Source organism: Acidobacteriota bacterium, from assembly GCA_033549365.1.
Taxonomy (GTDB): domain Bacteria; phylum Acidobacteriota; class Aminicenantia; order Aminicenantales; family Saccharicenantaceae; genus JAWSUF01.
In genome coordinates this window covers 1-533 of sequence record JAWSUF010000073.1, presented here as the reverse complement: position 1 = coordinate 533, position 533 = coordinate 1, and the positions used below count along the sequence as shown (strand labels likewise).

Annotated in this window: 1 rRNA gene; it reads left to right on the top strand. The window is 46.7% G+C overall.

What is annotated here, in order from left to right:
• Positions 1-146: 146 nt before the first annotated feature.
• Positions 147-533, top strand: a 16S ribosomal RNA gene (locus tag SCM96_16120); the annotation flags it as partial.

Sequence of the window (533 nt, the reverse complement as noted above, 5' to 3'; positions counted from 1 at the left end):
ATAAAAAGACAAGACTGGATTAAATAAGATTTAAACCAGCGAAAAAATCTCGTCAAAAGATGAGTAACAGATCTAACTAAGATCTAAATCAAGTAATCTGCTCAAGCTTACTCTTTTAGAGTGAGGGAGAGAAAAGATAAAAGATTTATTTGGAGAGTTTGATCCTGGCTCAGGACGAACGCTGGCGGCGTGCTTAACACATGCAAGTCGAACGGACAGATTTAGTAGAAGCCTTCGGGTGGAAGCTAAAGAAGTTAGTGGCGGACGGGTGAGTAACGCGTGGGTAACCTACCCATTAAACTGGGATAACTTCGGGAAACCGAAGCTAATACCGGATAACACCGAGGGTTGCATGACCTTTGGTTGAAAGGTGGCCTCTATATATAAGCTACCGATAATGGATGGACCCGCGTCTGATTAGCTAGTTGGTGAGATAAAAGCTCACCAAGGCGACGATCAGTAGCCGGCCTGAGAGGGTGACCGGCCACACTGGGACTGAGACACGGCCCAGACTCCTACGGGAGGCAGCAGTG